At 62.9% G+C, this 24219-nt stretch carries 23 protein-coding genes; 21 read left to right on the forward strand and 2 right to left on the reverse strand.

Annotated elements, in window-relative coordinates:
* Nucleotides 1-115 precede the first annotated feature (115 nt).
* Together PPRO_RS11100 and lipA are read left to right on the forward strand one after the other, a co-directional pair.
* On the forward strand, nucleotides 116-931 hold the full coding sequence (locus PPRO_RS11100) for a lipoate--protein ligase family protein (RefSeq protein ID WP_011736106.1): 816 nt from the start codon (nucleotides 116-118) through the stop codon (nucleotides 929-931).
* Nucleotides 928-1770: a lipoyl synthase gene (gene lipA, locus PPRO_RS11105; RefSeq protein ID WP_011736107.1), complete on the forward strand. Its 843-nt coding sequence runs from the start codon at nucleotides 928-930 to the stop codon at nucleotides 1768-1770. Before PPRO_RS11100 ends, lipA begins: the two co-directional genes overlap by 4 nt.
* 61 nt (nucleotides 1771-1831) lie before the next feature.
* On the opposite strand, the gene PPRO_RS11110 is transcribed toward lipA, so the two are convergent.
* Nucleotides 1832-2023 (reverse strand): hypothetical protein, encoded by a 192-nt coding sequence (locus PPRO_RS11110; protein ID WP_041532280.1) that lies wholly within the window; start codon nucleotides 2021-2023, stop codon nucleotides 1832-1834.
* 262 nt (nucleotides 2024-2285) lie between these two features.
* Between PPRO_RS11110 and PPRO_RS11115 the strand changes: the two genes are divergently transcribed.
* The 6 genes from PPRO_RS11115 (at nucleotide 2286) to PPRO_RS11140 (ending at nucleotide 9705) form a co-directional block, all read left to right on the forward strand.
* Nucleotides 2286-4775, forward strand: a complete 2490-nt coding sequence (locus tag PPRO_RS11115) for a glycogen/starch/alpha-glucan phosphorylase (protein ID WP_011736108.1) — start codon at nucleotides 2286-2288, stop codon at nucleotides 4773-4775.
* A gap of 162 nt (nucleotides 4776-4937) precedes the next feature.
* On the forward strand, nucleotides 4938-6296 hold the full coding sequence (locus PPRO_RS11120; RefSeq protein ID WP_011733975.1) for an IS1182 family transposase: 1359 nt from the start codon (nucleotides 4938-4940) through the stop codon (nucleotides 6294-6296).
* Nucleotides 6297-6465: 169 nt separating this feature from the next.
* Nucleotides 6466-7812 carry a replication-associated recombination protein A gene (locus PPRO_RS11125; RefSeq protein WP_011736109.1) on the forward strand — a complete coding sequence of 449 codons (1347 nt, stop codon included), beginning with the start codon at nucleotides 6466-6468 and terminating at the stop codon, nucleotides 7810-7812.
* The gene (locus tag PPRO_RS11130; RefSeq protein WP_011736110.1) at nucleotides 7809-8270 is read left to right on the forward strand and encodes an SRPBCC family protein; all 462 of its coding nucleotides are present in this window, start codon (nucleotides 7809-7811) and stop codon (nucleotides 8268-8270) included. Before PPRO_RS11125 ends, PPRO_RS11130 begins: the two co-directional genes overlap by 4 nt.
* Nucleotide 8271: 1 nt before the next feature.
* Complete coding sequence (gene corA, locus PPRO_RS11135) at nucleotides 8272-9345, forward strand: magnesium/cobalt transporter CorA (RefSeq protein ID WP_011736111.1); 1074 nt, start codon at nucleotides 8272-8274, stop codon at nucleotides 9343-9345.
* 15 nt (nucleotides 9346-9360) lie between these two features.
* Nucleotides 9361-9705 (forward strand): phage holin family protein, encoded by a 345-nt coding sequence (locus PPRO_RS11140; RefSeq protein WP_011736112.1) that lies wholly within the window; start codon nucleotides 9361-9363, stop codon nucleotides 9703-9705.
* Nucleotides 9706-9717: 12 nt separating this feature from the next.
* Here the strand turns inward: PPRO_RS11140 and PPRO_RS11145 are convergent, their stop codons facing one another.
* On the reverse strand, nucleotides 9718-9996 hold the full coding sequence (locus PPRO_RS11145; protein WP_011736113.1) for a hypothetical protein: 279 nt from the start codon (nucleotides 9994-9996) through the stop codon (nucleotides 9718-9720).
* 145 nt (nucleotides 9997-10141) lie between these two features.
* On the opposite strand from PPRO_RS11145, the gene PPRO_RS11150 reads away from it, so the two are divergent.
* From PPRO_RS11150 to PPRO_RS11210, 13 genes are all read left to right on the forward strand, one after another.
* Entirely contained in the window at nucleotides 10142-10765 is a 624-nt protein-coding gene (locus PPRO_RS11150) for a YajG family lipoprotein (RefSeq protein WP_011736114.1), read from the forward strand.
* On the forward strand, nucleotides 10762-12219 hold the full coding sequence (tilS, locus tag PPRO_RS11155) for a tRNA lysidine(34) synthetase TilS (RefSeq protein WP_011736115.1): 1458 nt from the start codon (nucleotides 10762-10764) through the stop codon (nucleotides 12217-12219). The genes PPRO_RS11150 and tilS overlap by 4 nt, the downstream gene beginning before the upstream one ends.
* Nucleotides 12204-13229, forward strand: coding sequence for a phosphogluconate dehydrogenase (NAD(+)-dependent, decarboxylating) (gnd, locus tag PPRO_RS11160; protein WP_011736116.1), 1026 nt, complete (start codon nucleotides 12204-12206; stop codon nucleotides 13227-13229). Before tilS ends, gnd begins: the two co-directional genes overlap by 16 nt.
* Before the next feature lie 3 nt (nucleotides 13230-13232).
* Nucleotides 13233-14741, forward strand: a complete 1509-nt coding sequence (zwf, locus tag PPRO_RS11165; RefSeq protein ID WP_011736117.1) for a glucose-6-phosphate dehydrogenase — start codon at nucleotides 13233-13235, stop codon at nucleotides 14739-14741.
* Nucleotides 14738-15484, forward strand: a complete 747-nt coding sequence (pgl, locus tag PPRO_RS11170) for a 6-phosphogluconolactonase (protein WP_011736118.1) — start codon at nucleotides 14738-14740, stop codon at nucleotides 15482-15484. Before zwf ends, pgl begins: the two co-directional genes overlap by 4 nt.
* Nucleotides 15485-15612: 128 nt before the next feature.
* On the forward strand, nucleotides 15613-17478 hold the full coding sequence (ftsH, locus tag PPRO_RS11175; RefSeq protein WP_011736119.1) for an ATP-dependent zinc metalloprotease FtsH: 1866 nt from the start codon (nucleotides 15613-15615) through the stop codon (nucleotides 17476-17478).
* A 1-nt stretch (nucleotide 17479) separates the two neighbouring features.
* Entirely contained in the window at nucleotides 17480-18682 is a 1203-nt protein-coding gene (gene folP, locus PPRO_RS11180; RefSeq protein WP_011736120.1) for a dihydropteroate synthase, read from the forward strand.
* A 115-nt stretch (nucleotides 18683-18797) separates the two neighbouring features.
* Entirely contained in the window at nucleotides 18798-19583 is a 786-nt protein-coding gene (gene cdaA, locus PPRO_RS11185; RefSeq protein ID WP_011736121.1) for a diadenylate cyclase CdaA, read from the forward strand.
* 1 nt (nucleotide 19584) lies between these two features.
* Entirely contained in the window at nucleotides 19585-20013 is a 429-nt protein-coding gene (locus tag PPRO_RS11190) for a CdaR family protein (RefSeq protein WP_011736122.1), read from the forward strand.
* Nucleotides 20010-21371 carry a phosphoglucosamine mutase gene (gene glmM / locus PPRO_RS11195; RefSeq protein ID WP_011736123.1) on the forward strand — a complete coding sequence of 454 codons (1362 nt, stop codon included), beginning with the start codon at nucleotides 20010-20012 and terminating at the stop codon, nucleotides 21369-21371. The genes PPRO_RS11190 and glmM overlap by 4 nt, the downstream gene beginning before the upstream one ends.
* 29 nt (nucleotides 21372-21400) lie before the next feature.
* Nucleotides 21401-22120, forward strand: a complete 720-nt coding sequence (locus PPRO_RS11200; protein ID WP_011736124.1) for a pyridoxine 5'-phosphate synthase — start codon at nucleotides 21401-21403, stop codon at nucleotides 22118-22120.
* The gene (locus PPRO_RS11205; RefSeq protein WP_011736125.1) at nucleotides 22117-22500 is read left to right on the forward strand and encodes a holo-[acyl-carrier-protein] synthase; all 384 of its coding nucleotides are present in this window, start codon (nucleotides 22117-22119) and stop codon (nucleotides 22498-22500) included. Before PPRO_RS11200 ends, PPRO_RS11205 begins: the two co-directional genes overlap by 4 nt.
* Nucleotides 22497-24074, forward strand: coding sequence for a bifunctional ADP-dependent NAD(P)H-hydrate dehydratase/NAD(P)H-hydrate epimerase (locus PPRO_RS11210; RefSeq protein ID WP_011736126.1), 1578 nt, complete (start codon nucleotides 22497-22499; stop codon nucleotides 24072-24074). Before PPRO_RS11205 ends, PPRO_RS11210 begins: the two co-directional genes overlap by 4 nt.
* Nucleotides 24075-24219 lie beyond the last annotated feature (145 nt).

A 24219-nucleotide genomic window follows, 5' to 3' on the forward strand; every position in this document is an offset into this window, starting at 1 on the left:
GGCGACAGTATCTGATTTTCTCTTGCCATTGTACATAAAAATGTGTTCTTGCTGACTCAGCGGGCCGCCACGGAGCGGACGGAGTTCAGGCCACGCCACAACAGAGGATACGAATGTGAACAGTCAACGGATCTGGCGACTGGTGCAGAGCGAGGCACTGCCGGCAGCCGAAAACATGGCCATTGACGAAGCCCTGCTGCGCTGCTTCGATCCCTTAGCCTCCCTGCCGACCCTGCGCCTGTACGCATGGAACCCTCCGGCCCTGTCGCTGGGGCGATTCCAGAAGGCGGCCCAGGTGCTTAACCTGGAGCGCTGCCGCACCGATGGCCTGACAGTGGTCAGGCGTGTCACTGGTGGCAGCGCCATCTACCATGCCAGTGAGCTGACCTATTCCCTGATCTGCGCCCCGGAGCAGATCCCGCCGGCATGCTCCATCAGGGACTCCTTCCGGGTGCTGACCGGTTTCCTGCTCGGCTTCTACGCCAGGCTCGGCCTGCGTGCCGGCTACGCCCGGGACCTGGTGGAAAAAGATACGCGGCTTGGCGCGCATACCGCCTTCTGCTTCTCCGGAAGGGAGAGCTTCGACATCCTGATCAGCGGCCGCAAGATCGGCGGCAATGCCCAACGCCGGCAGCGGGGGCTCATCTTCCAGCACGGCTCCATCCCCCTGTCATGCCATGTGGAAACCGGCCTCTCCTACATGGCTGACCGCTCCCCGTCCCACGCCCGGGGAGCGATCAGCCTGGCCCAGTGCGGCGTCCATGCCAGGCCGGAGCGCCTACGGGAGGAACTGGTGGCCGCATTCGACGACAGTTTCGGCGTTGAGTGCCGTGAAGAACCTCTCTCACAACAGGAGCAGTCATGGGCCAAGGCGCTGATTGCAAACAAATATTCAACTGACACCTGGAATCTGGAGGGGGTGGAAAATTGAAGATTGAGCGCAAGCCGGAGTGGCTGCAAAAGAGGATCAATCCCGGAGGCCAGATCCCCATGCTGCGCCTTCTGGAGGAGCTGAATCTGAACACGGTCTGCCGCCAGGCGCTCTGCCCCAACATCTCCGAGTGCTTCGCCCGCAACCAGGCGACCTTCCTGATTCTGGGCAAAAACTGCACCCGCCACTGCTCCTTTTGCAATGTGGACAGCTGCGAACCAGAGGAGGTCGACCAAGAGGAACCGCAACGCGTGGCCCAGGCGGTGGCCAGACTGGGGCTCTCCCACGTGGTCATCACCAGCCCGACCCGCGACGACCTTGATGACGGAGGTGCTAGCCTCTTTGCCCAGACCGTCAGGGCGATCCGCGCCGTCACGCCCTCTACGCGCATCGAACTGCTGATACCCGATTTCCTGGGAGACATCCCCAGCCTGGACAGGGTCATCGCCTCAGCACCGGACATCCTGGCCCACAACCTGGAAACAGTGCCACGGCTCTACCACATCCGCGCCGGCGCCGATTACAACCGCTCCCTGGAACTGCTGCGCCACTGCGGCGAAACAGCTCCGGCTATCCGGCTCAAGTCCGGGATCATGCTCGGCCTGGGTGAGAAGGAACAGGAAATTCTGGAGCTGTTTCGGGACCTGCGTGAGGTCGGCTGCGTGTACCTCAGCATCGGCCAGTACCTCGCCCCCAGCAAACGGCACCACCCGGTTCGGGAGTACATCCATCCCGACCGGTTCGAATATCTGCGTGAACAGGCTCTCCAGATGGGCTTTGTCCACCTGGAGAGCGGCCCCTACGTGCGCAGCTCCTACCACGCCGGTAGCTACAGCTGATAAGACACAAAAAAAGCCGGCCAAAATGGCCGGCTTTTTTTGTGAAAGGAAAGAGATCTGTTCAGGCGTAGATCGAGAAAGCGTACGAACTGTCAGGAACCGGTTGCGCGGCCGTGGCGACAAGCTGGGCCAGCATGCTGGCCACCTGGGTCTGCTGTTCGGCCGCCTGCTTCATCAACGCGACGGACATGGCCTCTTGGGTCTGGGATGCTTTCATCAGTAACGCCGCACCTGCGATGCTGCTCATATCCATGGCATGCCTCCTTGACTGTGAGAGCAATTATTTCAGGACGGTCGCATAGTAGCAAGCGAATTCTCTCTCCCTGCCGAACATACTGAGGAGTTCGGCACTGCTCCCGACCGGCAACACCCCGTCCCCGCCGTGACAGCTACCCGGTTCCGTCGGGAATCATGAATCAATCCGGCAATTGCCGCGGAGTGCGGCCCAACCTTGCATTAGCTGGTAACTGCCGATATACTCCCCCTGTTTCCATCCCAGCTCCCGGACGTACTCCATGAACGCTCCCGACAACAGCACACAGGCCGACGCGAAGCCCACTCCAAGCGATCTGCAGCGCTCTTTCCTGCGCCACCTCAAGCACACCATCGTCAAGGACAAGTACTCCGCCACCCCGGCCGATCTGTACCTGGCGCTGGCCTATGCCGTACGCGACATGCTGGCGGAACGCTGGCTGGAGACCCAGCAGGCCTACTACAGGAACAACGCCAAACGGGTCTACTACATCTCCATGGAATTCCTGATGGGCAGGACCCTGGGCAACAGCCTGATCAACCTGGGAATCATGGAGGAATGGGAGGGCGCGCTCAAGCAGCTGGGAATCGATGCCACGGACCTGCAGGAGAGCGAGTGGGACGCCGGGCTCGGCAACGGCGGTCTGGGGCGGCTGGCTGCCTGCTTCCTGGACTCCCTGGCGACCATGTCGCTTCCCGCCTACGGCTACGGCATCCGCTTCGAGTACGGCATGTTCTTCCAGAAGATCGTCGACGGCGGGCAGTACGAAACGCCGGACAACTGGCTGCGCTACGGCAACCCCTGGGAGTTCGGACGCCAGGAACATCTCCACAAAATTCGCTACCACGGCCGGGTGACGGAATACCGGGACGAAGAGGGGATGCAGCGTCACGACTGGGTCGATACCCATGACGTCATGGCCATGGCCTACGATGTGCCGGTCCCCGGCTACGGCAATGAAACCGTCAACACCCTGCGGCTCTGGAGCGCCAAGTCCACCCGCGATTTCGAGCTCTCCTTCTTCAACCAGGGCAATTACATCGGCGCGGTGGAATCCAAGATGCGCACCGAGAACATCTCCAAGGTGCTCTACCCCGCCGACCACATGGCCGAGGGGAAGGAGTTGCGCCTGCGCCAGGAGTACTTCCTATCCTCGGCCACGGTGCAGGACATCTTCTACCGCTTTTCGAAGAAACACGGGGATGTTTCTATTTTACCGACGAAAGTAGCCATCCAGCTCAACGACACGCACCCGACCCTGGCCATCCCGGAGCTTGTGCGCATACTGCTGGACGAAAAGCTGCTGGCCTGGGACGACGCCTGGAAGATTTCCGTGGAGACATTCGCCTACACCAACCACACCGTCCTGCCGGAGGCACTGGAAACCTGGCCGGTGCGGATTCTGGAGAACATTCTGCCCCGCCACCTGCAGATCATCTACCAGATAAACGACCATTTCCTGAGGGAAGTGGCCAGCCGCTTTCCCGACGACATGGAGCGACTGCGACGCATGTCCATCGTCGCCGAAGAGGGGGAGAAGCATATCCGCATGGCCCACCTGGCCATCGTCGGCAGCCACTCCGTAAACGGTGTCTCGGCCCTGCACAGCCAGATCCTGAAGGACGACCTGTTCCACGACTTTTATGAGATGTGGCCGGAGCGGTTCAACAACAAGACCAACGGCATCACCCAGCGGCGCTGGCTGAAACATGCCAACCGTTGGCTGGCCGATCTGGTTTCGTCCCGCATCGGCCACGGCTGGATCACGGACCTGGGCGAACTGGCCAGACTGCGCGAACTGGCCGACGACCGGGAGTTCCAGCAGCAGTGGATCGAGGTCAAGCAGGCCAACAAACGCCATCTGGCCGACCTTATCCTCAGGGACACCGGCGTGCGGGTGTCTGCCGACTCCCTGTTCGACTGCCAGACCAAGCGCATCCACGAGTACAAGCGCCAGCTCCTGAACGTCCTGCACGTGATCACCCGCTACAACCGCATCAAGGCCACCCCCGGTTGCGCCATCACGCCACGCACGGTCATCTTCAGCGGCAAGGCCGCCCCCTCCTATTTCATGGCCAAGCTGATCATCCAGCTGATCACCGCCGTGGGAGCGGTCGTCAACAACGACCCGGCCATACACGGTCTGCTCAAGGTGGTGTTCATGCCCAACTACAACGTCTCCCTGGCCGAATGCATCTTCCCCGCCGCGGACCTGTCGGAACAGATATCCACCGCCGGAACAGAGGCATCCGGCACCGGCAACATGAAGTACGCCCTGAACGGCGCCCTGACCATCGGCACCCTGGACGGCGCCAACATCGAGATCATGGAGGAGGTGGGCAGGGACAACATCTTCATCTTCGGCCTGACCTCCAAACAGGTGACCCATCTGAAGCGGGCCGGCTACCACCCCCGCGACCACTACCTGTCCGACCCGGAGCTGAAACAGGCACTGGACATGATCGCGGGTGGCACATTCTCGCCCGACGACCCGGACCGTTTCCGCCCCATCAGCGACAACCTGCTGGCAAACGACCACTACCTGCTGCTGGCCGACTATGCCTCCTACATCACCAGCCAGGAGCAGGTGGACAGGCTGTACCAAGAGCCCTACGAATGGGCCCGCAGATCCATTCTCAACACCGCCGGCATGGGCAAGTTTTCCAGCGACCGCACCATCGCGGAGTACGCCCGGGAGATCTGGAACATCCAGCCGGAAATCATCCGCCCCACCCGGCGCTTCAACATCTAGGAGTCTGTCGGGCTTAACGCATTCAGCCGTCATCTCCAGGGCGTTTTCAATTGGTTAACCTGCTGTATTTATTGAATAAGTCGTCAGCTTTAGCTTGCGTTTTCTTGGTGTATCCCGTATATTTGTCCGGTAATATCAACTGGTTAGGTATCGGGGTTGACTATGAAATCAAAGTTTATTGAAGTTGACCGGGAAACACCCTATCTGCTCCCGCCATCGCTGCAGGATTGGCTACCAGAAAAGCACTTGGCCCGGTTTGTGGTCGAAATTGTCGAACAGCTCGACCTGCGCTCTTTGAAAGCTACCTATGCCGGCCGAGGCTCGCAGCCCTATAACCCTGAGATGCTGGTAGCATTGTTGTTTTACGGTTATGCGACAGGCGTATTCTCCAGCCGGAAGCTTGAGCGCAGCACCTACGACTCCGTGGCATTCCGGTTCATAGCGGCAAACAGTCATCCTGACCACGATACCATTGCCACCTTCCGCCGGCGTTTTCTGCCGCAACTGAACAAGCTGTTTGCCCAGATTCTGCTGATCGCTCATCAGATGGAGGTGCTGAAACTGGGCAACGTTAGTTTGGATGGCAGCAAAATCAAGGCGAACGCCTCCAAGCACAAGGCGCTGAGCTATGAGCATGCCTGCAAGCTTGAAGAGCAGATCAAGGCTGAGGTTGGCGAACTGCTCAAAAAGGCCGAGGCAGCGGACCGTGCCGATATTCCGGACGGCATGAACATCCCCGAAGAACTGGAACGTCGGGAAAAGCGTCTTTCCGCCATTGCCGCAGCCAAGGTCGAGATCGAAAAACGAGCCGCTGAGCGCCATGCTCGTGAACAGGCCGCTTATGAGAAGAAAGTCGCCGAACGGGCCAAGAAGGAGCAGGCAACGGGCAAGAAGGCCAAGGGGAAAGAGCCGAAACCGCCCAAATCCGGCCCCACTGCCAAAGATCAGGTCAATCTGACCGATGAAGAGTCGCGGATCATGCCGACCTCCGGTGGCGGATTCGAGCAGACTTACAACGCCCAGGCCGGTGTGGATACAGCATCAAAGCTCATCGTTTCGGCCCATGTTACCCAGAATCCCAATGACAAACAGGAGCTGACACCGACCCTGGAGAACCTGGCGGCGCTGCCTGAGAAGCTTGGCAAGGCAACCGATCTGGTAGCTGACAGTGGCTACTTCAGCGAAACCAATGTAACTGCCTGTGAGGAGAACGGGATAACTCCCTACATTGCCGTAGACCGGCAGAGTCACAACGTGCCACTGATGGAGCGCTTTGCCGAACCGCCGCCGTTACCCGAAGATGCCGATTCCGTGGCCAGAATGAAGCATCGCCTGAAGACACCTTCCGGCAAGGCGATCTACGCCCAGCGAAAAGTCACCTCGGAACCGGTCTTCGGCATCATCAAGGCGGTCATGGGATTCAGAAGCTTTCTTCTTCGTGGCTTTGAAGCAGTAAAAGGCGAATGGAACCTCGTCTGCATGGCCTACAACATCAAACGGCTGCATGTCTTGGCCGGATAGAATGAGAAATAGCGAAAATCAGCCTGTAATAACCGCAGTCATCGCTGAAAGGGCTGAATTAACCAGGTTGCCGGTGGGAAGACGAACACATACGGAACTTTTTTAATCGGCTTGGCCACAAAAGAGGGCGCCCCTGAGGTCAAGCCCGACAGACTCCTAGAGCACTCGCATGAAACAGAACAACACACCCGGCCTCTGGGACAGGGACCAGGGGGAATCCACGGCCGCCCCCTCCGCCAACGCCCCCCTGGCCGAACGGATGCGGCCGCGCACCCTGACGGAGTTCACCGGCCAGGAACATCTGGTGGGCGAGGACCGCATCCTGCGGCGCATGATCGAGACCGACACCCTCTCCTCGCTGATCTTCTGGGGACCTCCCGGATGCGGCAAGACCACCCTGGCCCATGTCATCGCCCGGGAGACACGGGCGCACTTCATCTTCTTCTCGGCCATCCTGTCCGGCATCAAGGAGATCAGGGAGATCTTCCGCGAGGCCGAGGGGGTGGCCAGCCGTGGCCGGCGCACGATCCTGTTCGTGGACGAGATCCATCGCTTCAACAAATCCCAGCAGGACGCCTTTCTCCCCTATGTGGAAAAAGGGGTAGTCACCATGATCGGCGCCACCACCGAGAACCCCTCCTTCGAGGTCATCGCCCCGCTGCTCTCCCGCTGTCGCGTGCTGACCCTGAAACAACTGGAGCCGTCCACCATCGCGGGGCTCATCGGCCAGGCACTGGCCGACCGGGAGCGGGGACTGGGGGAACTGGGGCTAGACATTTCCGAAGAAGGGCTGGACTTCCTGTCCCGGCAGGCCGGCGGCGACGCGCGCGTGGCCCTGAACACCCTGGAGGTCGCGGCGGGCCTGGCCCGGGAGAGGCTGATCTCCCTGGAGACGGTCCAGGAGGCGCTGCAGAAGAAGGCGCTCCTGTACGACAAGAGGGGCGAAGAGCACTACAACGTGATCTCCGCTTTCATCAAGTCCATGCGCGCCAGTGACCCGGACGCGGCCCTGTACTGGCTGGCCCGCATGCTGGAGGCGGGAGAGGATCCGGTCTTCATCCTGCGGCGCATGATCATCCTGGCGTCGGAAGACATCGGCAATGCCGACCCGCGCGCCCTCCAGCTGGCTGTTTCAGCCCTGCAGGCCTTCCAGGTGATCGGCATGCCCGAGGGGCGCATAATCATGGCCCAGGCGGTCACCTATCTGGCCACCGCCCCCAAGTCCAACGCCTCCTACCTGGGCATCGACGCTACCCTGGCCGAGGTCAGGAAGAGCGGCGGCCTGGGGGTGCCGATGCATATCCGCAACGCCCCCACCACGCTGATGAAGGACCTGGGCTACGGCAAGGGGTACCAGTACGCCCACGACTATGCCGAAGGGTATGCCGGCCAGCCCTGCCTGCCGGACGAACTGGCCGGACGCACGTTCTACGAACCAAAGGGGTATGGATACGAGAAGAGCATCGTGGAACGCATGGAGTGGCTGAAGAGGATCAAGGAGGAAAGAAAAAAATGAAACCGTTCACCCTTGAGCGCAGCCAGATTCTTCCGGTGAGCCAGGACGAGGCCTGGAGGTTCTTCTCCGATCCGGCCAACCTGGGCAACATCACCCCCCCTTCCATGGAGTTCCGGCTGACCTGCCAGCCACCGAAGGAGGCCCACGCCGGCATGATCCTGACCTATTCCCTGCGGCCACTGTTCGGCATCAGGATGGCCTGGACGACCGAAATCACCCACCTGCAAAGGCCGCTTTTCTTTGTTGACGAGCAGCGCTTCGGCCCGTATCGTTTCTGGCATCATCAGCACCATTTCCGGGAAGTTGACGGCGGCGTGGAGATGCACGACCTGGTGCACTACCTGCTGCCGGCCATGCAGTTCACCTGGCTGATGAACCGGTGCATCGTGGCCCCCCGCCTGAAGCGGATATTCGACTATCGACGCGACGCCCTGCAGCGGATCTTCCCGGCAGGCTGACGTGCGGCGAAGAAGCTACTACCGCGGCCAGTCGCGCAAGGCCGGCCTTCCTCCCGGCACCCTGGTACACACCGGCGCCCTGCCCACCACCGGGGCCACCACCGTCAGCGCCATCAGCTATTCGACAGAGGATTTCCGCGAATATCATCCGCAGAACCTGGACCAATGCATTCCGGTCAAGGGGACCGGCAAGATCACCTGGATCAACCTGGAGGGGCTTCACGACCTGGAGCTGATCAGGCACTTCGGCGACTGCTACGGACTGCACCCCCTGATCCTGGAGGATCTCGTCAACACCAGCCAGCGCCCCAAGCTGGAGGATTACGGGGATTACCTCTTCATCGTCACCCGCATGATCCGCTTCCAGAAGGATCGGGGCATCGAGACGGAACAGGTGGCCATGATCCTCGGCCCCGGCTACCTGCTCTCCTTCCAGGAGGGGATCGTTGGAGACGCGTTCGAATCGGTGCGGGAGCGGATCCGCTCCGGCCGGGGACGCCTCAGGTCCCTGGGGGCCGACTATCTGACCTACGCCCTGATGGATGCCATCGTGGACGGCTATTTCACCGTGCTGGAGGAGATGGGGGAATATCTGGAGGACCTGGAGGAGGAGCTTGCCCAGGGGCCGACGCAGATGATCCTGAAACGGATCATCGCACTCAAGCGGGAGATCATCTTCATGCGCAAGAGCGCCTGGCCGCTGCGGGAGGTGACCTCTGCCCTGGAGCGGGGTGAGTCGCAGTTGATCGGCGACCCGTCCCGTGTCTACTTCCGCGACATCTACGACCACAGCATCCAGGTGATCGATGGGGTGGAGACCTTCCGCGACCTGCTCTCCGGCATGCTGGACCTGTACCTCTCCAGCATCGGCAACCGGACCAACGAGGTGATGAAGTTTTTGACCGTGATCGGCACGATCTTCCTGCCACTGACCTTCCTGGTGGGGGTATACGGCATGAACTTCAAGCACATTCCGGAACTCTCATGGCCCAACGGCTACTTCGAGTTGTGGGGGGTGATGCTGGCCATCTCCCTGGGCATGGTGCTCTATTTCAAAAGAAAGCGGTGGCTCTAACCACTTGGTGACGACATGAAACAACTGCTGCTCAGATGGGTTTTGAATTCCTTTGCCCTGTTCTTCGTGATGAAACTGATTCCCGGCATCCAGATCGACCGTTTCGGCGACCTGATGCTGGCGACCCTGGTGATCGGCCTCTTGAACGCCTTCCTGCGGCCGCTGATCGTGCTGTTCACCCTGCCGGTCACCATCGCCACCCTGGGGCTGTTCACCCTGGTGATCAACGGCGTTATCTTTGCCCTGGCCGCCCTGCTTCTGAAGGGCTTCCATGTCACCGGATTCGGAACCGCCTTCGTGGCCGCCCTGCTCTTCAGCATCTTCAGCTTCATACTGAACATGGTCTTCCGCACAAAATAAAACGGGTGGGGGTCATCCGTACAGGGACAATCTCTGGCGGGGACTGTCGGCATCCAGGAGGGCCTTCTTCTCGGCAGGAGTCACGGCCTGTGACGGTTTCAGCCCGTGGCCGGTATTGGTGGAGCCTGACACCGAGGGGGAGAGGGTTACCCGGTCATCCTGAGTCCCCCGTTCACGCCGTTCGGGGGAGTTTTTCTCGTCGGCCTCGATCTGCCGCCCGGAAGGACGAAGCGGAATCAGAGGCAAAACGGTATCGGCTTTTTTTTCCAGCGTCGCGATGGATGATGTCATACCGTTCACCCCCCGTTCATCTCTTCATTAATTCTAGCGCCGCTCGTCTCACGCCACAAGCTGTTTCACGGGATTGCATCACCCCCTGTTTTTGATATAGTACTGCCAGCCTTACCCCATTTCCCGACCTGAAAGGTACGAAAGCATGAACGGAAAACTCCCCATTGTCGGATCACTTCTCTGCGCGCTCCTGCTCCTGGCAGGGATCTGCGGGTGCACCACGGTCGACCAGACGGTCTCCCTGAACTACGCTCCCCTGGAGAGAGCCTTCGGCCAGCAGAGCGGCGAATTCATTGTCAGCCGGGTGGACTCCCGGCCGTTTGCCAGAAACGCCAGAGGCGAATGGATCATCGGTTCACTCAACAACGTGCATGGCGTCCACCAGGCTGACCTGCTGGCCGACCGCAACCAGGGAGAGTGGATCAGCGAGGCGCTGCTGCTGGAGTTGAAACATTCGGGCTACACGGTCACCCGGAAAAGCCCGCTGCCGCCCGACACGGCCCGGGGCATCGAGATCCGTGACCTGAACGCCTCGCTGAACGTCAACCAGGACCTGTTCACCAGCAGCGCCAAACAGGAACTGAAGTTCAACGTGGATCTCTACCTGAACGGCACAAAAATAAAAACATTCGCCGTTGTATCGCGCGCCAGCCACACCCTGCCCTTGAAGGCGTCGGCCGAAGAGAACGCCAGGATCATGCTCCAGTCCATGCAGGATGCCATGCAGCAGGTCATGGCCGAAGTAAGCGCCCTTTTCGACAGAAAGTGATCGCCACGAACCTCCCCGCACGCGTCAGCCGCACCATCCGTGATCAGCAACTCTTCGCCCCCGGCGACACCGTCATCCTGGCTCTGTCCGGAGGGGCGGACTCCTGCGTTCTGCTGGACATCCTGGCCGGGCTGACGGAGTTCTCCCCCTGCCTGGTGATAGCCCACCTCAACCACCAGCTGCGGGGGGCTGAATCCGACGGCGACGAGTTATTCTGCCGCAGCCTGGCCGAACGCTACGGCCTCCCCTTCCGCTCCCGCAGCCTGGACGTGGCCGCCCTGGCCCGCCGGCAGGGGCTCAACCTGGAGGATGCCGGACGCCGGGCTCGTCTGGAATTCCTGGAGGACGTTGCCAGGAGTTTTCATGCAACGGCCATCGCCCTGGCCCACCACGCCGACGACCAGGCAGAAACCGTGCTGATGCGCCTCTTGCGCGGATCGGGCATGACCGGTCTGCGCGGCATGTCCTTCCGCGGCCCGGGCGGCCGCATCCGCCCCCTGCTGAACAGCCGCCGCTGCGAGATCGATGCCTATCTGCGGGCACGGGGGCTGGAGCACCGCGAGGATGCCAGCAACCGCGACACCGCCTTCCTGCGAAACCGCATCCGCCACGAACTGCTGCCGCTCTTGGAACAGTACAACCCCGCCATCCGCGAGCGCCTGGTCGGCACCGCCGCGCTCCTGGCCGACGAGGACGACCTGCTGGAGGGGATGGCGGAGGATCTGGCGGCCAGGGCCTGCCATTTCGGCAGCGACAGCGTCTCCTGCTCCCTGACCCGACTGGAGGGGGAACCCCAGGCACTCAAACGCAGGCTGGTGCGCCGGATCCTGGCCCATCTGACAGGGAACGGCGAACACGTTACCCGGCGCCATATCCAGGCCATGGAAGATCTCATGGATTCTCCCCGGCCCAACGCGACCCTTAACCTGTTCCGAGGGATCAGGGCGGTACGGGAATACGGAACCTTGCGCCTCTCAAGGGGGCTGCCGCCGGAGGATCTCCCCCATGAAGCGCGGGAACTGCCCGGCCCCGGCCGATACATTCTCTCCGACGGTTCCCTGCTGACGCTGGCTCCGGCGACCGCTCCGCCGGATCCGGCCTCCCTGCCGGCAACCGTGGCCCTCTTCGACCTGGAGAAAGCCCCCTTTCCCTGGAGGGTGCGCACCTTCACCCCCGGAGACCGGATCGCCCCCTTTGCCATGGCCGGCAGCAAGAAGGTCAAGGAACTGTTCATGGAACGCAGGGTCCCCCGCGACCAACGGGGACGGATCCCGCTAATCTTCTGTGGCGACGACCTGATCTGGGTCTGCGGCCTGCGCACATCCCGACTGGCGCAGCTTGACGCCGGATCCCGGAACATCATTATGGCGGTATACTCTCCACGGTCGGGGGATGATCGACTGACCGACGCCAAGGAGAGGGACAGGGAGGAAAAACCATGCGCATGGGAATGATCGGAGTGGGGAGGATGGGCGGAGACATGGTGCGGAGGCTCTTGAAGGGCGGTCACGAGTGCGTGGTCCACGCCCGCAGACCATCGTCCATGGAACCGCTGGTCAGAGAGGGGGCACTGGGGGCAGCGCCCCTGGCCGAACTGGTCTCGCTGCTCCCGAAGCCGCGCGTGGTCTGGCTGATGATCCCGGCCGCCTCGGTGGACAGGGTCATCGCCGACATAGCGCCGCTTCTCGACGCGGGCGACATTCTGATCGACGGCGGCAACTCCCACTACCACGACGACATCAGGCGTTGTGACGAACTGCGCGACAGATCGATCCACTACCTGGATGTGGGCACCAGCGGCGGCGTCTGGGGGCTTGAGCGGGGCTACTGCCTGATGATCGGCGGTGAACGGGAAGCGGTGCAGTACCTGGACCCGCTCTTCGCCACCCTGGCCCCCGGCAGGGGCGCAGCCCCGGACAGTCCCGGCCGGAGCGACTCCGGCTCCAGTGCCGAAAGGGGCTACCTGCACTGCGGACCCAGCGGGGCCGGACATTTCGTCAAGATGGTGCACAACGGCATCGAATACGGCATGATGGCCGCCTATGCCGAGGGGTTCAACATCCTGGCCCATGCCAACATCGGCAGCCAGGAGCGGGAGACGGATGCCGAGACAACGCCCCTGCGCGACCCGCGCCACTTCCGCTTTGAGCTGAACCTGGCCGACATCGCCGAACTGTGGCGAAGGGGGAGCGTGGTTTCCTCCTGGCTTTTGGACCTCACCGCCAGGGCCTTGGCCGCTGGCCAGGGGTTGGAGCGCTTCAGCGGACAGGTTTCCGACTCGGGCGAGGGGCGCTGGACCGTGGCCACGGCCATCGAGGCAGGTGTCCCGGCACCGGTGCTTGCCACGGCGCTCTTCCAGCGTTTCAGCTCGCGCGGCGAGGCGGACTTCGCCGACCGCCTCTTGTCGGCCATGCGCTACGAATTCGGCGGCCACCATGAAAAGAGCACATCAGGGGAGGGATAGATCATGCCGTCATCCAGAAAGCTGGACCCGACCATCATCGTGATCTTCGGCGGCGGGGGGGATCTGACCAGGCGCAAACTCATTCCGGCGCTGCACAACCTCATGCTGGACAATCTGCTCCCCCAACGCTGCGCCATCATCGGCATCGGCCGGAGGAGCATGGACGACGACACCTTCCGCAACCATCTCAAAAGCGGCCTGGAACAGTTCTCCCGACGCGGTGGAAGCACAGAACAGCCCTGGGACGATTTCGGCTCCCGGATCAGCTACGTCTCCGAGGACGTGACCTCGAAAGAGTCGGGGGCGGCCCTGACCCGACGCCTGAACGAGATCGACAGCGACTGGGGGGTACGCGCCAACCGCATCTTCTACCTGGCAATCCCCCCCTCCATGATGGAGCCGGCAGCCGCCATGCTGCAGCGCATGGGGGTCTGCCGGGACTGCAAACGGGACCGGCTGGTGGTGGAGAAACCCTTCGGACGGGACATCGCCTCGGCCCGGACATTGAACCAGCTCCTCTCCGGCATGTTCGTGGAATCCCAGATCTACCGTATCGACCACTTCCTGGGCAAGGAGACGGTGCAGAACATTCTCGCCTTCCGTTTCGCCAACTCACTGTTCGAGCCGGTCTGGAACCGGCGCTACATCGACCATGTGCAGATCACCGTTGCCGAGACCGTGGGGGTGGAGAACCGCGCCAATTTCTTCGAGCAGTCCGGCGCCTTGCGGGACATGATCCAGAATCACCTGCTGCAGATCCTCTGCCTGGTGGCCATGGAACCTCCCATCTCCTTTGACGCCGACGAGGTGCGCAACAAGAAGGTGGACGTGCTGCGCGCCATCCGCCCGATCCTGGCCGATGACGTGCACAAGAGCGCCGTGCGCGGCCAGTACGCCAGGGGATTCGTGGAGGGGCAGGCCGTGGCCGGTTATCGCGAGGAAAGCGGCGTCTCCCCTCACTCCTGCACCGAGACCTACGTGGCGCTCAAGCTCCTGATCGACAACTGGCGCTGGCAGGGGGTCCCCTTCTACCTGCGAACCGGCAAACGCCTTCCGGCAAAGGTCTCCGAAGTCTCCATCATCTTCCGTTCCCCTCCCCACCAGCTCTTCCCCTCCGCCGCGGTGGACAACTGGCAGCCCAACCGCATCGTGATCAAGATTCAGCCTGAAGAGGGGATCAACACCCGCATCCAGGTCAAGCAACCAGGCACCCGCCTGCTGTTGGGGGAGGCGGACATGCGCTTCCGCTATGGCGAGGCCTTCAAGGCGGCAGCACCCGAGGCCTACGAGACACTGCTCCTGGACGCGATCCGCGGCGATGCCACCCTGTTCATGCGCGCCGACCAGGTGGAATGCGCCTGGAACGTGGTCTCACCCATCCTGGCCGCCTGGGAAGCGGTACCTCCCGCGGATTTCCCCGACTACCCGGCCGGCAGCTGGGGGCCCGAGGCGGCCGACCGCATGATCGCCCGGGGGGGTCACAACTGGCTGCAGCCAGGCATGAAGCGATGAGCGCCACTGTCCGGCGTTTCAACGACGAAGAATCGCTCAGCCGGGCGGCGGCCGAGATTTTCGCCCTGACCGCGGAACAGGCGATCGCCTCCCAGGGTCGCTTTTCGGTCCTGCTGAGCGGCGGCGAGACCCCCCGCCGCGCCTATGAGCTTCTCAGCCAGGAGCCGCTGTGCAGTCGCATACCCTGGCAGGGGGTGCACCTGTTCTGGGGGGACGAACGCTGCGTAGCCGCCACTGACCCGGCCAGCAACGCCCTGATGGTGCGCAGGGCACTGCTGGACAGAGTCCCGATCCCGGAGGAGCAGATCCACCCCATCGCCTGCGGCACCGAACCCGAAGTGGCGGCAGCCCGCTACGAGGCGCTTGTGCGTGCCCATTTTCCCCACGGGGGCGCCCGTTTCGACCTGGCCCTGCTGGGCCTGGGGGAGGACGGCCACACCGCCTCCCTGTTCCCCGATTCCCCCTCGCTGGGCGAGCAAGAACACTGGGTGGCGGCGACGCGAAAAAAGGGAGAGGAGATCATGCGCATCTCCCTGACCCCCCCTGCCCTGAACCAGGCCGAACTGGTGGTGTTCCTGGTCAGCGGCGCACACAAGGCCAGCGTGCTGCACCGGGTGCTGGAGGGGCCATCCATCCCCCGACTGCTTCCGGCCCAGCTGATCGCACCGTCCCGGGGCAGGCTCGTCTGGATGGTGGACCAGGGGGCGGCACGCCTGCTGAAAACGACCGTTCCCGCCACGTGAAGCCGCTCAAAACGCCCTTCCACAGGTTACGGCGTAGCAAAAAGGTAAACATATTGTAAAGCGATACCTGCTATGGTAGAGTTTCCAATTTCAAACTGCCGTATCAGCGCATTCTTCTGGGGGTAACCGTGAATCAGTTTTACAAGAACATCTCTCTCTGGCTGGTCATCTTCCTGATGATGATCCTGCTCTACAGCATGATCAACAAGCCCCGGGCCACGGCAGAAAAGATCAACTTCAGCGATTTCATCGCCCAGGTGGATGCGGGCAGGGTAACCTCGGTCACCATCCAGGGCAATGACATATTCGGCAAGTTCGACGGCAAGGATGGCAAGGAGTTCCAGACCTACAAGCCGCTTTCCGACGCCGACCTGACCAAGAAGCTGCTGGAGAAAAAGATCACCGTCATCGCCAAACCGGATGAGGAGAAGTTCTCCTGGCTCTCCATCTTCATCTCCTGGTTTCCCCTTATTTTACTGGTGGGTGTGTGGATATTCTTCATGCGCCAGATGCAGGTCGGCGGCGGCAAGGCCATGTCCTTCGGCAAGAGCCGCGCCAAACTGCTCACCGAATCCCAGGTCAAGATCACCTTCGAGGACGTGGCCGGCATCGAGGAGGCCAAGGAAGAGTTGAACGAGATCATCTTCTTCCTCAAGGACCCCAAGAAGTTCACCAAGCTGGGGGGCAAGATCCCCAAGGGAGTTCTGCTCATGGGCCCCCCGGGCACCGGCAAGACCTTGCTGGCCAAGGCCATCGCCGGCGAGGCAGGTGTCCCCTTCTTCTCCATCTCCGGCTCCGACTTCGTGGAGATGTTTGTGGGCGTGGGCGCCAGCCGCGTGCGCGACCTGTTTCTGCAGGGCAAGAAGAGCGCCCCCTGCATCATCTTCATCGACGAGATCGACGCCGTGGGGCGCCACCGCGGTGCCGGCCTGGGTGGCGGCCATGACGAGCGTGAGCAGACCCTGAACCAGCTGCTGGTGGAGATGGACGGCTTCGAGTCCAACGAAGGGGTGATCCTGATCGCCGCCACCAACCGCCCCGACGTGCTGGATCCGGCCTTGCTGCGACCCGGCCGATTCGACCGCCAGGTGGTGGTTCCCCGCCCGGACGTGAAGGGGCGCGAGATGATCCTCAAGGTGCATGCCAAGAAGGTGCCCCTGGCAAGCGACGTGGACCTGGAGGTGATCGCCCGCGGCACCCCCGGCTTCTCCGGTGCCGACCTGGCCAACGTGGTCAACGAGGCGGCCCTGCTGGCTGCCCGGGCCGACAAGAACCAGGTGGAGTCCAGCGATTTCGACAACGCCAAGGACAAGGTCCTGATGGGGGTTGAGCGGCGCAGCATGGTCATCTCCGACGAGGAGAAGAAGAGCACCGCCTACCACGAGGCGGGACACACCCTGGTGGCCAGGATGATCCCCGGCACCGACCCGGTGCACAAGGTCTCCATCATCCCCCGCGGCCGCGCCCTGGGCGTGACCATGCAGCTCCCCATCGAGGACAAGCACAGCTACTCCCGCGAGACGCTGCTGGCGCGCATCACCGTGCTCATGGGGGGACGGGCCGCCGAGGACCTGATCTTCAACACCTTCACCACCGGAGCGGGCAACGACATCGAGCAGGCCACTGAACTGGCCCGCAAGATGGTCTGCGACTGGGGCATGAGCGACAAGATGGGCCCGCTCTCCTTCGGCAAGAAGGACGAGCAGATCTTCCTGGGACGGGAGATGTCCACCCACAAGAACTACAGCGAAGCCACGGCGGTGGAGATCGACAACGAGATCAGACTGATCGTGGACGGCAGCTACCAGCGCGCCCTGACCCTGCTGAAGGACAACATCCAGAACCTGCACAACCTGTCGGAATGCCTGATCGAGAAGGAGAACCTGTCCGGCGCCGAGGTGGACCGGATCATCGCCGCCGGCGTGCCCACCTGCGGCCAGGGTGCAACGGATTCAGCACAGCAGCAGGAACAGCACACCGACATCCAGGTCTGATATGGACCATTTCCAGGCGCGAACGCTCTCCCTGGGCAGTCCGGTCGCCGCCGAGCGCGAACTGCGCCGCATGGGGGTTGACCCGGGCGGCATCCAGAGGCTTCTGCCCAAGATGTCCAGCCACTGCATCCAGATCCCTCGCCTGCAGTGCCGCCAGGCCAACATCCTCAAACAGGAAATGCTGGCCCTGGGGGGGGATGCGGCGGTTGCCCGCGGCAGCGTGGCCTGCAGCATCGAGGCCAGCGACGCGATCCTGATGGGAACGGAGAAACAGCTCAGGCAGCTCTGCACAAGACTGGCCCGGCAGCCCTTCGGCCTCCCCTCCCTGGGGGAAGAGCTGTCCACGCTCCTGGACCGGATCGCCACCCCAGCCTTCTTCTGGCGCACATCCCGGCGGGAGCTCCCGCTGACACGTCCGCTGATCATGGGCATCCTCAACATAACCCCGGACTCCTTCTCCGACGGCGGCCGCTACCTGGACCCGGCACGGGCAGTGGAACGGGCGGAGCAGATGATTGCCGAGGGAGCCGACATCATCGACATCGGCGGCGAGAGCACCCGCCCCGGCGCCCCGGCCATATCAGCGCAGGAGGAGATCGACCGGGTCGTGCCGGTCATTTCGGCGATCGCCAAGAGTTCATCCATCCCTCTCTCCGTGGACAGCTGGAAGGGGGAAGTGGCCCGCCAGGCCATGGACGCCGGAGCGGAGATCATCAACGACATCAGCGGACTCGGCTTCGACCCCTCCCTGGCCCAGGTAGCGGCCACCAGCAAGGCGGGACTGGTGCTGATGCACACGCGGGGAACACCGGACGGCATGCAGCGCGACACCGAGTACGGCGACCTTTTGGCCGAGGTCATGCAGGGGCTACGCCATTCGACAGAGACCGCCCTCTCCGCCGGCGTGGAACGGGAACTGATCTGCCTGGACCCGGGCATAGGCTTCGCCAAGAGCGCCCAGGGCAACCTGGAGCTCTTGCGGCGTCTGCGGGAATTCCAGAGCCTGGGCCTGCCGCTTCTGGTGGGCACGTCACGAAAATCGTTCATCGGCGCTGCCATCGGCCGGGAGGTGCATGACCGGCTGTTCGGTACGGCCGCCACTGTGGCCCTGGCGGTGAGCCATGGCGCATCCATCCTGCGGGTCCATGACGTGGCAGCCATGCGGGATGTGGCCGACATGGCTCGGGCAATCGTGGAGGGATAGGCACTCCCGGCGCTCCTCGCCACGCAACCGAGCCGGATGCGCGCCGCCCCCCCCGGCGGATTCGGGAACAGAACACCCGGTCTGTTATCAAACAGACACCCTTTCGAGGAGCTGAATGTCGGACCTGTTAGCCAGCTTCACCCTGCTCGATCTCTGCGACATCCTGATCCTGGCTGTCATCGTCTACCGCTTCGCCCTCATCCTGAAGGAGGACGTGGCCATCCGCCTGGTCCTGTTCCTGCTGGCCTTCTTCTCCCTGCTGGTCCTGTCATGCTTTTCAGGGTTCGCCGCCACCGGCTGGCTGCTGCGTTCCCTGTTCGGCTCAAGCCTGGTCATCCTGGCCGTCATCTTCCAGGGGGACATCAGGCGTGCCTTCATGCTCATGGGGCGCCGTCCGGTGGAGCCCCAGATCCGCGACGAAGAGCTGGTGATGATCGAAGAGCTGATCAAGGCCACCGCCGAGATGGCCGAGAAGCACATCGGCGCGCTGATCGTCATCGTCCGCCAGCACCCCATCGACCACCTGCTGGAGATCGGCACCCAGATCGAGGCCATGGTGACCAGCGAACTGCTCAACTCGATCTTTCTCCCCTACTCCCCGATTCACGACGGAGCGGTGATCATCCAGAGGGGCAAGATTACCATGGCCGGCTGCCTGCTGCCGATCTCCCGCAATCCGGATATCGCCAAGAGCTTCGGCACGCGCCACCGGGCCGCCCTGGGGCTCTCCGAACTGACCGATGCGCTGGTCCTGGTCGTCTCCGAGGAGACCGGCAAGATATCCATGGTCCACGACGGCAAGATCACCTATGACATGGCCGCGGCGGAAATCCGGCGCTTGCTGCGCAAGGGGCTGGACCTGAAGCGCAGCAACAAGCCGCAACCGCCGGGAGAGGACTGACATGGACAGGATCCCCAGCGATACCGTCAGCCGCTTTCGCCCCCGCAACCTGACTCTCAAACTGCTCTGCCTCGCCCTTGCCTTCAGCGTCTGGAGTCTGGCAGCCACATGGAAGAAGAGCGAAGCCGTACTTAGCCTGGAGCCGCGGCTGGTCAACATCCCCCGGGGATACAGCCTTGGCAGCCCGTTGCCGCGAAAGGTCAGCATCACCCTGTACGGCCCCCCGGCCCTGATCCGTGCCGCCAAGCACGCCAACCCGGCGCTGGTCCTGGACCTGGCAGGCGCCGCGGCCCCCGGCACAACGGCGTTCATCCACCTGGAAACCCGCCTCAGGCTTCCGGAGGAGATCAGGGTAACCCGCGTCTCTCCAGGCCGGCTGGAACTGCGCCTGGAACCGGAACACTCACCACAAGGAGACAGACACCCGTGAAAAAACTCTTCGGCACCGACGGCGTCCGCGGCGTCGCCAACGTCTACCCCATGACAACCGAGATGGCCATGCAACTGGGCAGGGCCGCCGCCTATATCTTCAAGAGCTCAAGCAAGCGCCGCCACCGCATCGTGATCGGCAAGGACACGCGCCTCTCCGGCTACATGCTGGAAAACGCCATGGTGGCCGGCATCTGCTCCATGGGAGTGGACGTGCTGCTGGTGGGGCCGCTTCCCACGCCGGGCATCGCCAACATCACCTCCTCCATGCGGGCCGACGCCGGCGTGGTCATATCAGCCTCCCACAACCCGTTCCAGGACAACGGCATCAAGTTCTTCTCCGCCGACGGCTTCAAGCTGCCCGACCAGATCGAGCTGAAAATAGAGAAGCTGATCGAGTCCAACAAGATCGACTCCCTGCGCCCCACGGCCAGCGAGGTGGGCAAGGCCTTCCGCATCGACGATGCCGCCGGCCGCTACATCGTCTTCCTCAAGAACACCTTTCCCACTGAGATGGACCTCTCGGGCATGAAGATCGTGCTGGACTGCGCCAATGGCGCCGCCTACCGGGTTGCTCCGGCGGTGTTCGAGGAGTTGGGGGCCGAGGTGATCTGCCTGGGGGTCAGCCCCAACGGCACCAACATCAACGCCGACTGCGGCTCGCTCTATCCCCAGGTGATCAGCGAGGCGGTGAAGAAGCACCGCGCCGATATCGGCATCGCCCTGGACGGCGACGCCGACCGGGTCATCGTCTGCGACGAGTTCGGCCACGAGGTGGACGGCGACCACATCATGGCCATCTGCGCCACCGATATGCTCCGGCGCAAGCTTTTAAAAAAGAAGACCCTGGTAACGACGGTGATGAGCAACATGGGGCTGGACATCGCCATGCGCGCGGCGGGCGGCAAGATCGTCAAGACGGCCGTGGGAGACCGCTACGTGGTTGAGGAGATGCGCAAGGGTGGCTATAATCTGGGCGGGGAGCAGTCCGGCCACATGATCTTCCTGGACAGCAACACCACCGGCGACGGCATCCTCTCGGCATTGCAGCTCCTGGCGGTCATGCGCAGGACGGAGAAGCCGCTCTCCGAACTGTCCGAGGTGATGATCGCGCTGCCCCAGGTGCTGGTCAACACCCGGGTGCGCGAGAAGAAGGACATCACCACCATCCCGGAGATCGCCGCCAGGATCAGGGACGTTGAAGAGAAGCTGGGCAATGAGGGGCGGGTGCTGATCCGCTATTCCGGCACCGAGCCGCTGCTGCGGGTCATGCTGGAGGGGAAGGACACCTACGAGATCACCGCCTGGGCCAACGAGATCATCGACCTGGTCAGGAAGCACCTGGGAGAAAAGCAGTAACCCCGCCGGATTCGCAAGGAGACGAGAACATGGCAAAACTGGGACTCAACGTCGATCATGTGGCCACCGTGCGCCAGGCGCGCGGCGGCATGGAGCCGGATCCGGTCACGGCGGCCGCCCTGGGCGAGCTTGCCGGCGCCGAAGGAATCACCATCCACCTGCGGGAGGACCGCCGTCACATCCAGGACCGCGACCTGGAGATCCTGCGACGCACCGTCAAGACAAAGCTCAACCTGGAAATGGCGGCAACCCAGGAGATGGTGCGCATCGCCCTGAGGACCAAGCCGGAGCAGGTCACCCTGGTGCCGGAGAAACGGCAGGAGCTGACCACCGAGGGGGGGCTGGACGTGATCCTCAACCTGAAGGCCATCACCGACGCGGTCAAGCGCCTGCGGGACGGCGGCATTGTGGTCAGCCTGTTCGTGGACCCGGACCAGGAGCAGATCAAGGCCGCCAACAAGAGCGGCGCCGACTACATCGAGATTCACACCGGCGCCTATGCCGACGCTCCAGACTGGCCCTCCCAGAAGCGGCAACTGGAGGAGATCGACGCGGCCATCAAGCTGGCCAGCAAGGTCGGCATGGGGGTCAACGCCGGACATGGCATCAACTACGTCAACATCAAGCCGCTGGCAGCCCTGGGGGGCATCGAGGAGTACAACATCGGCCACTCCATCATGGCCCGCGCCATACTGGTGGGCATGGACCGTGCCGTGAAGGACATGGTCGAGCTGATCAAATACGCATGATCATCGGCATCGGCACCGACATCGTCGGCATCCCCCGTTTCCAGCGTCATGTGGACGACCCCGACAGTTCTCTCCTGCGACGCATCTTTACTGACCAGGAACGAAGCTACTGCAACGCCCGGAAGAGCGGCGCTGCCGCCTGTTTCGCCGCCCGCTTCGCCGCCAAGGAATCCTTCCTCAAGGCCCTGGGAACCGGGCTGAGCGACGGCATATCCTGGCATGACATGGAGGTGGTCAACGACGAGCTGGGCAAGCCGGAGCTGCGCCTCTCCCGCAGGGCGGAGGAGCTATTCCGGAAAAAGAAGGGGGCAGGCCTGTTCCTCTCCCTCTCCCATGACGGCGGCTGTGCCGTTGCCATGGTGGTTCTGGAGTCCCTATGAAAATCGTCATGTCACAGACCATGCAGGAGATGGACAGACGGACCATGGAGGAGTACGGCATCCCCGGTCTCGTTCTGATGGAGAACGCAGGACGCTGCTGCGTGGAGGAGATTATCCGCCACTTCGGCCATCTGGAGGAGAAGCGGGTGCTCATCCTGGCCGGCAAGGGGAACAACGGCGGGGACGGCCACGTCATCGCCCGCCTGCTGCTGGGTCAGGGGTGGCAGGTTACCCTGCTGGTGCTGGCTGAGCAGGAACAGATCAGGGGCGACGCTGCCGCGAACCTTGAGCTGCTCCCCCATGACCTGCCCCGCTTCCGCACCGGGGAGGCTGAGTTTTCCTCCCTGCACGCCGTCGACTTTCGTCAGGCCGACCTGATCGTGGACGCCATGCTGGGAACCGGCCTGAACAGCGACCTGGGCGGCGTCTATCGCGAGGCGGTTCAGCTGATCAACGGTTCCGGCAAGCCGGTTATGGCGGTTGACATCCCCTCCGGCATCCACGGCAGCAGCGGCAGGATTCTGGGGAGCGCGGTGAAGGCCGACCTGACCGTCACCTTTGCCTGCCCCAAACTGGGGCATGTGCTCTACCCCGGCGCCGAGCTGACGGGGCGGCTGGTGGTTAAAGACATCGGCATCCCCCCTGCCCTGCTGGAACAGGCGCCCGGTTTCCAGTACCTGGATGAGGAGAGCATGGCCCCCCTGCTCCAGCGGCGCGACCGCCAGGGGCACAAGGGGAATTACGGCCACTGCCTGTTCATTGCCGGCTCCACCGGCAAGAGCGGCGCCGCGGCGCTGTGCGCCAACGCCGCCGTGCGTGCCGGCTCCGGCCTGGTGACCCTGGGAGTGCCTGAGCGGCTCAACCCTATCCTGGAGGTGAAGACCACCGAGGCCATGACCGTCCCCCTGCCCGACTCCGACGACGGCCACCTGTCGGGGAGAGCCTTCCACGAGATCGTCAGGCTGCTGGAGGGAAGGGACGTGCTGGCCATCGGCCCGGGCATCGACCGCAGACCGGAGACCGTGGAACTGGTGCGCAACCTGGCGGAAACCGTGGAACTCCCGCTGGTGATCGACGCCGACGGCCTGAACGCCCTGGCAACGGACATGAGCGTCCTGAAATGGAACCGCTCCACCGCCACGGTGCTGACCCCCCATCCGGGGGAGATGGCCCGCCTGCTTGGTGCCCCGCTCCCCTCCGAACAGGCCGATCGCATCGAGCTCTGCCGTGATTTCGCCACCAGCTATGACGTGTACCTGGTGCTCAAAGGGGCGCGCACCATCATCGCCTCCCCCGACGGCTCGATCGCCATCAACTCCAGCGGCAATCCGGGCATGGCCAGCGGCGGCATGGGGGACGTGCTCACCGGCATCATCGCATCGCTGATCGGCCAGGGATACGAGGTCCGGGACGCCTGTTGCCTGGGGGTCTTCATCCATGGCCATAGCGCCGACCTGGTGGCTCGCGACAAGGGTGAGGTCGGCATCACTGCCACGGATGTGGCCGAGATGCTCCCCTACGCCCGGAAAAAGCTGATGGAGCGAAACTCCCCCTCTGCCATCCGCTACGCTTGACCTTCAAACCAGCATCCGGCAGTCGGGGGTATCCGCAGAGAGCGACTTATCCCTGCTCCGTCGTGGTTCCCGGCGAAATGGAGCATGAGGCAGCCGGACTGTCTGAACCCGCCAGGGTGAGTTTCCGGCTGCCGCGAAATGAGCC

Origin of the sequence: Pelobacter propionicus DSM 2379 (assembly GCF_000015045.1) — a bacterium.
GTDB classification, from domain to species: Bacteria; Desulfobacterota; Desulfuromonadia; order Geobacterales; family Pseudopelobacteraceae; genus Pseudopelobacter; species Pseudopelobacter propionicus.